At 65.5% G+C, this 9853-nt stretch carries 9 protein-coding genes; 3 read left to right on the plus strand and 6 right to left on the minus strand.

Features of this window, described 5'->3' with window-relative positions:
- Positions 1-2 precede the first annotated feature (2 nt).
- Positions 3-659 carry a CoA transferase subunit B gene (locus ACLEJU_RS28195; RefSeq protein WP_159410121.1) on the minus strand — a complete coding sequence of 219 codons (657 nt, stop codon included), beginning with the start codon at positions 657-659 and terminating at the stop codon, positions 3-5.
- A gap of 35 nt (positions 660-694) precedes the next feature.
- Entirely contained in the window at positions 695-1393 is a 699-nt protein-coding gene (locus ACLEJU_RS28200; protein WP_027916752.1) for a CoA transferase subunit A, read from the minus strand.
- Positions 1394-1533: 140 nt separating this feature from the next.
- Between ACLEJU_RS28200 and ACLEJU_RS28205 the strand changes: the two genes are divergently transcribed.
- Together ACLEJU_RS28205 and ACLEJU_RS28210 are read left to right on the plus strand one after the other, a co-directional pair.
- Positions 1534-2439: a LysR family transcriptional regulator gene (locus ACLEJU_RS28205; protein ID WP_435423008.1), complete on the plus strand. Its 906-nt coding sequence runs from the start codon at positions 1534-1536 to the stop codon at positions 2437-2439.
- Positions 2427-3248: an aldo/keto reductase gene (locus ACLEJU_RS28210; RefSeq protein ID WP_435423009.1), complete on the plus strand. Its 822-nt coding sequence runs from the start codon at positions 2427-2429 to the stop codon at positions 3246-3248. The genes ACLEJU_RS28205 and ACLEJU_RS28210 overlap by 13 nt, the downstream gene beginning before the upstream one ends.
- A gap of 15 nt (positions 3249-3263) precedes the next feature.
- Here ACLEJU_RS28210 and ACLEJU_RS28215 read toward each other — a convergent pair whose 3' ends face one another.
- From ACLEJU_RS28215 to lexA, 4 genes are read right to left on the minus strand one after another with little or no spacing between them, the layout of a single operon-like run.
- Positions 3264-6344, minus strand: coding sequence for an error-prone DNA polymerase (locus ACLEJU_RS28215; RefSeq protein ID WP_435423010.1), 3081 nt, complete (start codon positions 6342-6344; stop codon positions 3264-3266).
- Complete coding sequence (locus ACLEJU_RS28220; protein ID WP_435423011.1) at positions 6341-7759, minus strand: Y-family DNA polymerase; 1419 nt, start codon at positions 7757-7759, stop codon at positions 6341-6343. Before ACLEJU_RS28220 ends, ACLEJU_RS28215 begins: the two co-directional genes overlap by 4 nt.
- 6 nt (positions 7760-7765) lie before the next feature.
- Positions 7766-8386 carry a translesion DNA synthesis-associated protein ImuA gene (gene imuA / locus ACLEJU_RS28225; protein WP_435423012.1) on the minus strand — a complete coding sequence of 207 codons (621 nt, stop codon included), beginning with the start codon at positions 8384-8386 and terminating at the stop codon, positions 7766-7768.
- The gene (gene lexA, locus ACLEJU_RS28230; protein WP_435423013.1) at positions 8386-9003 is read right to left on the minus strand and encodes a transcriptional repressor LexA; all 618 of its coding nucleotides are present in this window, start codon (positions 9001-9003) and stop codon (positions 8386-8388) included. The genes imuA and lexA overlap by 1 nt, the downstream gene beginning before the upstream one ends.
- 95 nt (positions 9004-9098) lie before the next feature.
- Here lexA and ACLEJU_RS28235 point away from each other — a divergent pair, with 95 nt between their 5' ends.
- Positions 9099-9758, plus strand: a complete 660-nt coding sequence (locus tag ACLEJU_RS28235; RefSeq protein WP_435423014.1) for an HAD family hydrolase — start codon at positions 9099-9101, stop codon at positions 9756-9758.
- Positions 9759-9853: the final 95 nt, after the last annotated feature.

The raw sequence follows: 9853 nt of genomic DNA on the forward strand, positions 1-9853 counted from the left end.
CTTTAGAAGGTCATTTCCTTGACATCGTCCGGCACGATCAGCTTGCCGGCAGTTTTCTCGATGATTTCTTCAACGCTCACCCCCGGCGCGGTCTCGCGCAGGATGAAGGCGCCGTCTTCGATCTCCAGGTAGGCCAGGTCGGTCAGCACCTTGCGGATGCAACCGGCACCTGTCAGCGGCAGGCTGCAGCGCGGCAGCAGCTTGGACTCGCCATCTTTGGAGGCGTGGGTCATGGTGACGATGATGTTGTCGGCACCGGCCACCAGATCCATGGCGCCGCCCATGCCCTTGACCAGCTTGCCGGGGATCATCCACGAGGCGATGTTGCCTTCAACGTCCACTTCGAAGGCACCCAGTACGGTCAGGTCGACGTGGCCGCCACGGATCATGGCGAACGATTGCGCGGAGTCGAAGATCGATGCGCCACGGCGGGCGGTGACGGTCTGTTTGCCGGCGTTGATCATGTCGGCATCGATGGTGCTTTCGGTGGGGAATTCGCCCATGCCGAGCAGGCCGTTTTCGGACTGCAGCATCACGTCCATGTCGGCAGGTACATAGTTGGCTACCAGGGTCGGGATACCGATGCCGAGGTTGACGTAGTAGCCGTCCTTCAGTTCACGGGCGACGCGTTGCGCCATCTGTTCGCGGGTCAGTGCCATGGTCAGGATCTCTTTGTTGTTCTGATGGACGGCGCTCAGGCCTTGACGGTGCGCTTTTCGATGCGTTTTTCGAAGGTGCCGACGATCACCCGGTCGACGAAGATGCCCGGGGTATGGATTTCGCTGGGCAGCAGCACGCCAGGCTCGACGATTTCTTCCACTTCGACCACGGTGATCTTGCCGGCGGTGGCCGCCAGTGGGTTGAAGTTCTGCGCGGTGTTGCGGTACACCACGTTGCCGTAATGGTCGGCCTTCCAGCCCTTGACGATAGCGAAGTCGCCGGTGATGGACTCTTCGAGGATGTACTTGCGGCCCTTGAACTCGCGCACTTCCTTGCCGTCGGCGACCGGGGTGCCGTAGCCGGTGGCGGTGTAGAAGGCCGGGATACCGGCGCCACCGGCGCGCATCTTCTCGGCCAAGGTGCCTTGCGGGGTCAGCTCGACTTCCAGCTCGCCACTGAGCAGCTGGCGTTCGAATTCGGCGTTTTCGCCGACGTAGGAAGCGATCATCTTGCGGATCTGCCGGTCTTCCAGCAGCACGCCCAGGCCAAAGCCATCGACGCCGCAGTTGTTGGAGACCACGGTCAGGCCCTTGACGCCCAGGCGCTTGATTTCAGCGATGAGGTTTTCGGGGATGCCGCACAGGCCGAAGCCGCCGGCCAGTACCGTCATGTTGTCGGTCAGGCCTGCCAGGGCCTCTTCATAGGTTGCTACGCGCTTGTCCAGTCCGGCCATGCTGATCCGCCTTTTGTAGTTGTTGAACCGACGAGGCTGTCGGTGAGCGTGTGCAGCCATCTTCACCGCTGGCGACTGATTTGTTAATTTTGTTTTCATCATCGATTGATAACTTTTCCAAAACAGCGACCGAGGCTGTCATGAACGTCAAGCAACTACGCGCCTTCGTCGCCGTCGCCAAGTACCAGAGCTTCGCCCAGGCTGGTGAACACCTGCATGTATCGCAACCGGCCCTGAGCCTGACCATCAAGGCGCTGGAGGACAACCTCGGCGGCGCCCTGCTCACCCGCACCACCCGCAGCGTCAGCCTGACCGCCGAGGGCGAAGTTCTGCTGCCACTGGCCCGGCGCCTGCTAGCCGACTGGGACGACACCGAAGAGATGCTGCGCCAGCGCTTCACCCTGCAGCTTGGCCGCGTCTCGGTGGCGGCCATGCCGGCCTTTGCCGGCAACCTGCTGCCGCATTCGCTCAAGGTGTTCCGCCAGCGTTACCCGAAGGTCAACGTCACGGTGCATGACGTGATCAACGAACAGGTGCTGGAACTGGTGCGCCATCGCCGCGTCGAACTGGGCATCGGTTTCGAGCCGGACAACAGCGAAGGTTTGAACTTTCACCCGTTGTACATGGACCGTTTCGTCGCCGTGGTGCCGGCCGATTCACCACTGGCCTTGCAAACCCAGGTCACCTGGGCACAGTTGCTGGCGGAAGACTTCATTGCCTTGCAGCGCCCGTCGGCGGTGCGCCTGCTGCTGGAGCAGAACGTCGCGGCGCGCCACGGCAAACTGGCGGTGGCATTCGAAAGCCACCAACTTTCGACCATCGGCCGCATGGTGGCCAGTGGTCTTGGCGTCAGCGCGGTACCGGCGTTGTGCATCAACCAGATGCAGGAACTCGGCGCACGTTGCGTGACGCTGGTCGATCCTGCGGTCGAACGGCGCATCAGCGTGATCGCCCTGGCCGACCACAAGCTCTCTACCGCAGCCCAGGCGCTGCTCGAGGTGCTGCTTTCCCATACCCAGACTCCGGAGGTGACATGCGTTACGTGAAACTGGCAGGTTGCAACGTGCCGGCCATTGGCCAGGGCACCTGGTACATGGGCGAAGACCCGGCTCGCAAGGCAGCCGAAGTGGCCGCCCTGCAACAGGGCATCGAACAGGGCATGGCCCTGATCGACACCGCCGAGATGTATGCCGAGGGCGGCGCCGAGGAAGTGGTCGGCCAAGCCATAGCCGGGCGTCGTGACCAGGTGTTCCTGGTCAGCAAGGTCTACCCGCACAACGCCAGCCGCCGTGGCGTGCCTGAAGCCTGCGAACGCAGCCTGAAGCGCTTGGGTACCGAGGTGATCGACCTCTATCTGCTGCACTGGCGTGGCCAGTATCCGCTGGAGGAAACGGTCGAGGCGTTCGAGCGCTTGCGCGAGCAGGGCAAGATCCGCCGTTGGGGCGTGTCCAACTGCGATGTCGATGACCTTCGCGAACTGCACAATCCGGATTGCGCCACCAATCAGGTGCTGTACAACCCGGCGCAGCGTGGCATCGAGTTCGACCTGTTGCCGTGGAGTCGCCAACGGGGGATGCCGACAATGGCCTATTGCCCGCTGGCCCAGGCCGGGCGGCTGTTGCAACATCCGCTGCTGAGCGAGATCGCCGAGCGCCATGGGGCGACGGCGGCGCAGGTCAGCTTGGCGTGGGTGACGCGGGAGAATGATGTGATTGCCATTCCCAAGGCGGTGTCTGCGGAGCATGTGCGGTTGAATGCGGCTGCCGGGGCGTTGACCCTGCCCCTTGAAGACCTGCGGGCGATGGACCGGGCGTTTCCGGCACCGACACGCAAGCAGCATCTGGCGATGGTCTGAAAGCAGCAATCAAGGTCAGTGAAAGTCCCGGCTCTTTACATCCAGCCCCTGCAGCAAGGGGCTGATGTCTTCCAGCCGCCGAGCAATCAGGTGCCGAACCCCGTTCTCCTGCTCCAGCCGCCCACTCACCTTGAGCAGCTGCGACCCCACCAGCGCCCGCCGCTGCCGCTCGGCCAGGTCACGCCAGACCACCACGTTGACCATGCCGAACTCATCCTCCAGCGTAACGAAGGTCACCCCGCTGGCGGTCTGCGGCCGCTGTCTCCCCACCACCAGCCCGGCCACGGCAATCGCATCGCCATGCTCGACCCCCGCCAGCTCAGCGCAACTGCGACATCCCAACGCCCGCAACCGTGAACGCAACAGCCTGAGTGGATGCGGGCCCAATGTCGTCCCCAAGGTGTCGTAATCGGCCACCAGGTCCTCGCCAACCGTTGGCACCGGCAACGCCACCTGCGCTTCCGGCACAGCCTGCACCTCGGCAAACAGCGGCAATTGCGCCTGCACCGCCGCCACTTGCCAGCGTGCCTGGTGGCGGTCACCGGCCAAGGCTCGCAGTGCCCCCGCATCGGCCATCCGGGCACGTGCACGGCTGTCGAGCCCAGCGCGCAAGCACAGGTCTTCGACATCCCGCCAAGTACGCTGCGCCCTCGCCTGCTCCAGCCGGCGGGCATCCACCTCGCTGAAACCTCGGATCTGCCGCAGCCCGAGGCGGATGGCCAGGACACCGTGGCGATCGGGCTCCAGCGTGCAGTCCCATTCGCTGTGGAATACGTCCACCGGGAAAACCTCGATCCCTTGCCGCCGCGCCTCCTGCAGCAGCTGGTCCGGACTGTAGAACCCCATCGGCCAGCTGTTGACCAGCGCGCAGGTGAAGATCGCCGGCTCATGGCACTTCAGCCAGCTGCTGGCATAGCACAGCAAGGCGAAGCTGGCCGCGTGGGACTCGGGGAAGCCGTAACTGCCAAAGCCTTTGATCTGCTCGAAGATACGCTCGGCGAACGCCAGGTCGTAACCGTTGCGCAGCATGCCCTCGACCAGCCGCTGACGATGGGGCTCCAGCCCGCCATGGCGCTTCCAGGCGGCCATGCTGCGGCGCAACTGGTCGGCCTCGCCGGGGCTGTAGTCGGCAGCGACCATGGCCAGTTCCATCACCTGCTCCTGGAACAACGGCACGCCCAAGGTACGCTCGAAGACCTCCTTGAGTTTTTCCGAGGGGTAGGTCACCGGTTCCTGCTTGAGGCGCCGGCGCAGGTAAGGGTGAACCATGTCGCCCTGGATTGGCCCGGGGCGTACGATGGCGACCTCGATCACCAGGTCATAGAAGGTGGTGGGCTTGAGCCGCGGCAGCATGGCCATCTGTGCCCGCGACTCGATCTGGAACACGCCCATGGTCTCGGCGCGGCTGATCATCGCGTAGGTCGCCGGGTCTTCACCGGGGATGGTCGCCAGGGTCAGCTGCCGACCGCGGTGGCGATGCAGCAGGTCGAAACAGCGGCGCAAGGCGCTGAGCATGCCCAGGGCCAGCACATCGACCTTGAGCAGGCCGACCATGTCGAGGTCGTCCTTGTCCCACTGGATCACCGTGCGCTCGGCCATGGCGGCGTTTTCCACCGGTACCAGGTGGTCCAGCGGCTGTTCGGAAATGACGAAGCCACCCGGGTGCTGGGACAGGTGACGGGGGAAACCGATCAGTTCACCGGCCAGCACCAGGATGCGCCGCAGTGACGGGCTGCCGGGCTCGAAACCGGCCTCTGCCAGCCGCTGATCGTCCGGGATACGGTCGCTCCAGCGGCCGCAGCACTTGGCCAGGGCATCCACCTGATCGGCCGGCAGGCCTAGTACCCGGGCCACATCACGAACAGCGCCAGCAGCGTGATAGGTATTGACCACGGCGGTCAGTGCGGCGCGGTGCCGGCCGTAACGGCGGAACACGTACTGGATCACCTCTTCGCGCCGGTCATGCTCGAAGTCCACATCGATATCGGGAGGCTCGTTGCGCTCACGCGACAGGAAGCGCTCGAACAACAGGCGATGTTCCATCGGGTCGAGCTCGGTAATGCCCAGTACGAAGCACACCACCGAGTTGGCTGCCGAACCACGGCCCTGGCAGAGAATGTGCTGGCTGCGGGCAAATGCGACGATGTCATGCACGGTGAGGAAATAGCTCTCGTAGCCCAGCTCCTCGATCAGCGCCAGTTCCTTGTCCAGCACCGCACGTACCTTGCTGCTCGGCCCTGACGGCCAGCGCAGTGGCAAGCCCCGCTCGCACAATTCACGCAGCCAGCTGGCGGGGGTCTGGCCCTCGGGCACCAGCTCGCGTGGGTACTGGTAGCGCAGTTCACCCAGGTCGAACTGGCAACGCTCGGCAATGACCAGGCTCTCGGCCAGCAGGTCTGCCGGGTACAGCTCGGCCATTTGCTCCAGCGCACGCAGGTGACGCTCGCCATTGGCGAACAGATGGCGGCCTGCCTCGGCCACGTTGCAGTGTTGGCGGATGGCGGTGATGCAGTCCTGCAGGGCGCGCCGGCCGCGGACATGCATGTGCACGTCACCACAGGCCACGGCACGGATGCCCAGCTGCGCCGCCAGCTCGCGCAAGCGGGACAGGCGCCGGTCATCATCGCTGCCGCGGTGCAGGTGTACACCCAGCCACAATTGCTCGGCGAACAGGCCGCGCAGCCAGCGGCCAGTCGCCTGGTCATCGGGTTCATCGGCAATCCAGAGCGCCAGCAAACCCTCATGGTGTTGCTGCAGATCGTCAGCGAACAACTGGTAGTCACCCTTCCCGGCCCGCCGTCGGGCACGGGTGATCAAGGCGCAGAGATTCTGATAGCCCGTGAGGTTCTGCACCAGCAACACCAGTTTGGGCCCATCCTGCAGGCGCACCTCGCTGCCGACGATCAGGCGCAACTGTTGCGCCTTGGCTGCCTGCCAGGCCCGCACGATGCCGGCCAGGGTACACTCGTCGGTGATTGCCAGGGCCTGATAGCCCTGCTCGTGGGCTCGGCGGAACAGCTCTTCGGCGCTCGATGCGCCGCGCTGGAAGCTGAAATTGGACAGGCAATGGAGCTCGGCATAGCCCGCTGTACTCATGCGAACCAGCCCTGCAGCCACAGCGGGCCGGGTTGGGCCAGGTCCTGATAGGCCCAGCCACGCAAGCCATCACGGGTTTCGATACGGTAGTAGTCGCGGCGTACGTCGCCACCGTCCCACCAGCCTGACTCGATGCGTTCGGCCTGCCCGAGCAGCGTGTGGTCAATCGCTTCCAGGGCCTGCGGCGTGGGCAGCAACCACCCTGGGCGGCTACCGGGCAATGCTGGCAGGCTGCCCTGGGCGCCCTGCTCCGCTGACTGCCAGGCGCACTCGGGGCGATGATCGGCCTCGGCACGTAGCCCTTTGACGGCTTCATCGCCCAGGCGCGCACGCAGGCGTTCGCGCAGTTGCTCCCAGGGCTGGGCCTGTTTGGCGCGAGGGTCGAACAGTGCCTGGTGCTGGGGCACGAACGCCGGCAGGTCATCAGCGACCAGCCGCAGGTTGCGCACCGGTGCCGGGATGCGCAGCGGCTCCAGGCGCCCACGGGCCAGCTCGAACAGCATGGCGGCATCGCGCTCGGCGGCCAGCAGGCCAACATGCAACAGGGTGTCCGGCCCTTCGACATGCTCCAGGTACAGGCTAAAGCGCTGCACGCCGCAGTCACGCCCGGCAAGGAAGGCCGCCAGGTCATTGAGCATGCGCCGCAGCGGGAACAGCAAGGCCTGGTGCGATTCGACGTCGAAGTTGAGTTCCAGGCGCGTTTCGAAGCGGTCCGGCGGCTGATAGAAATCCAGCCCCATTGAGCGCAGCCCGAGCAACTGGTCCAGGTGCAACTGCACCTGGGCGGAAAATCGCCTGGCCAGCGCATCTCGCGGCAGCGCGAGCACCTGACCCAACTGGTGCAGGCCCATGCGGGAAAAGGCTTCGGCAGCGTCCGCTGGCAACCCGACCCGCTCGATCGGCATGCGCGCCAGCGCCGCCCGAGTCTGCTCGGCGCAGGTCAGTGCCAGGCCATCATGGCCGTTGGCAAGCATGCGGGCCGCCACCGGGTTGGTAGCGAGCACGATGCGCTGGCGCAAGCCCAGTGTCGCCAGCTCCTCGCGCAGGCGGGCCTCAAACAACGGCCATGGGCCGAATAGCTGCAGGCTGGAGCCGACTTCAAGCAACAGGGCACGTGGGTAGTGAAGGCTCACCTGGGCACTGAAGCGGTAGGCCCAGGCCGCCAGCAACTGCTGCAACTGCTCGATGCGGGCCGGGTCGGCCTCGACACACTGGAACCCGTCGGCCAGGGCCCGCGCGGCCGTCAGCGTCTGCCCCGCCCGGAGGCCAAGCGCCGCCGCGGCGGGATTGACGGCTTGCAGCAAGCGGCGCTGAACGGGGCCGCCGATCAGCACCAGCGGCGCATCGGCGTCGTCACGCTCGCGCAGGATCGAGTCCAGCGCCAGCTGGGGCAGGAGAATGCAGGCCCAGAGCATGCTGCATCAGCCCCGCCCTGGGCAGGCGATTGGCATGGCCGGCGGCATGCCGCCACGGCACTTGAGTACGCGCCATTGCGCCGGGCGCGTATCCACGGCAATACGCAGCGCAGCGGGCGACGGGTTGTGCGCAGCCTGTTGCGGCCGACAGGCGAAGGCCAGTGCCTGCCCTGTCTCGGCAGCCACCTGCAGGCGACGCAGGGCTCGGTCATCGGCACGTTCCGGCCAGCACAGCACCGCCGCGCAGCTGCCGGAGCGCAAGCACTGTTCGGCCGCCCACAGGGCATCGGCCTGCGCGGCATCGACCTGCACCAGCCAGCGCAGGTCCACGCCAGCTGCCTGCCAGGCCGGTGCATAGGGAATGAACGGCGGCGCCACCAGCACCACCCGCCCGCCTTCAGCGGTCAGGCGTGACAGGGATGGCCAGAGCAGTTGCAACTCGCCACAGCCCGGACTGGCCAACAGCAACTCGCTGAGGGCGGCGGCCGGCCAGCCGCCATCCGGCAGGCGCTGGTCGAGCATGGCATGGCCAGTGGGCTGCAACCCGGCCGGACGCACCTGGCCCTGCCGCCCACGCCAGACCTGGCGCTGGTCGAGCAGCCGGTCGAGATCGACCACCGCGCCCATCAGTCGCGCCTCAACAGGCCACAGAACACGCCTTCGATGAAGAACTCGCGCTCAGGCCCCACGTCGATCGGCGCATAGGCCGGGTTGCGCGGCAACAGTCGGTAACCGCCGGGCTGGCGCTGCAGGCGCTTGATGGTGACTTCGCCGTCCAGGCGCGCGACGACGATCTGGCCGTCGCGTGCCTCGCCCTGCTGGCGGATGCCGACCAGGTCACCGTCGAAGATGCCGTCGTCGATCATCGAATCACCGCGCACCTTGAGCAGGTAATCCGGTGTGCGGCGGAACAGGCTGGGGTCGAGCAGCAATTGCTCGTGAATGCCGAGGTCCGGGCCGATCGGCGCACCGGCTGCCACCTGCCCCAGCACTGGAATTTCGAGGATTTCCGGCCGGCGCAAGGGCTCAGCCAGGCGAATGCCCCGCGCCTGGTTGGGCGTGACGTCGATGTAGCCGGCCTGGCACAGCGCGGTGATGTGCTTGCGCGCGACGCTGCGCGAGGCGAAGCCGAAGCGGCTGGCGATGTCGGCCAGGCTCGGCGGCTGACTGTGGTCGGCAATGCGCTCGCGAATGTAATCGAGGATTGCACGGCGTTTTGGGGTGAGATTGTCCATGGAGTACATTTGTACTCTTTTCGGCGTACGCTGAACAGCCCCCTTTGTCGTCAGCTTTGGTTATCATCCCTGGGCTTTTGTTTTTTTGAATACCTGGATACCTGATGCTGACTGCCCTGCTGTTCGATCTCGATGGAACCTTGACCGACACCGACACCCTGCACTTGCAGGCCTTCCGCCAACTGCTGCATGACCATGACGGCCGCGAGCTGACCCAGGAACAATTCGATGCCCAGGTCAGTGGCCGGGCCAATGGCGAACTGTTTGCCGAATTGTTTCCGCTTGCCGACACAATCGAGCGCCAGGCGCTGGCCGACCGCAAGGAAGCGCTTTTCCGAGTACTGTCACCCGCGTTGCAGCCCATGCCCGGCCTGCTGCGCCTGATGGACCATGCGCGAGCCTGGGACATCGGCATGTGCGTGGTGACCAATGCGCCACGGCTGAATGCCGAGCACATGCTCAAGGCGATGGGGCTTGGCGATCGCTTCGAGCATGTGCTGGTGGCCGAGGAGCTGGAGCGGGCGAAGCCTGATCCACTGCCCTATCTGACCGGCTTGCAGCGTCTGGAAGCAGTGGCGGGCGAGGCGTTGGCGTTCGAGGATTCGTTGCCGGGGGTGACTGCGGCGAGCGGGGCCGGGATCTTTACCGTGGGGGTTGCTACCACCCAGACGCCGGAGCGGCTGCTGGCTGCAGGGGCGAAACTGGTGGTGAAGGATTTCAATGATCCGCAGCTGTGGGAATTGATCGAAACCATGCACGGGTGAAGGCCCCTAGGTGCCTGCCGGGAGGCATTCAGCGCCTGTGAGATCGAGAGCCGCGCGGGCGGGGTTCGACCTTCCAAGTGCTCAAAACGTCCCGT

Source organism: Pseudomonas sp. SMN11, assembly GCF_052041945.1.
Taxonomy (GTDB): domain Bacteria; phylum Pseudomonadota; class Gammaproteobacteria; order Pseudomonadales; family Pseudomonadaceae; genus Aquipseudomonas.

What these genes read in the sequence shown, in the direction of transcription:
- ACLEJU_RS28195 (WP_159410121.1), bottom strand. Translation starts at nt 659, where the DNA reads ATGGCACTGACCCGCGAACAGATGGCGCAACGCGTCGCCCGTGAACTG.
- ACLEJU_RS28200 (WP_027916752.1), bottom strand. Translation starts at nt 1,393, where the DNA reads ATGGCCGGACTGGACAAGCGCGTAGCAACCTATGAAGAGGCCCTGGCA.
- ACLEJU_RS28205 (WP_435423008.1), top strand. Translation starts at nt 1,534, where the DNA reads ATGAACGTCAAGCAACTACGCGCCTTCGTCGCCGTCGCCAAGTACCAG.
- ACLEJU_RS28210 (WP_435423009.1), top strand. Translation starts at nt 2,427, where the DNA reads ATGCGTTACGTGAAACTGGCAGGTTGCAACGTGCCGGCCATTGGCCAG.
- ACLEJU_RS28215 (WP_435423010.1), bottom strand. Translation starts at nt 6,344, where the DNA reads ATGAGTACAGCGGGCTATGCCGAGCTCCATTGCCTGTCCAATTTCAGC.
- ACLEJU_RS28220 (WP_435423011.1), bottom strand. Translation starts at nt 7,759, where the DNA reads ATGCTCTGGGCCTGCATTCTCCTGCCCCAGCTGGCGCTGGACTCGATC.
- imuA (WP_435423012.1), bottom strand. Translation starts at nt 8,386, where the DNA reads ATGGGCGCGGTGGTCGATCTCGACCGGCTGCTCGACCAGCGCCAGGTC.
- lexA (WP_435423013.1), bottom strand. Translation starts at nt 9,003, where the DNA reads ATGTACTCCATGGACAATCTCACCCCAAAACGCCGTGCAATCCTCGAT.
- ACLEJU_RS28235 (WP_435423014.1), top strand. Translation starts at nt 9,099, where the DNA reads ATGCTGACTGCCCTGCTGTTCGATCTCGATGGAACCTTGACCGACACC.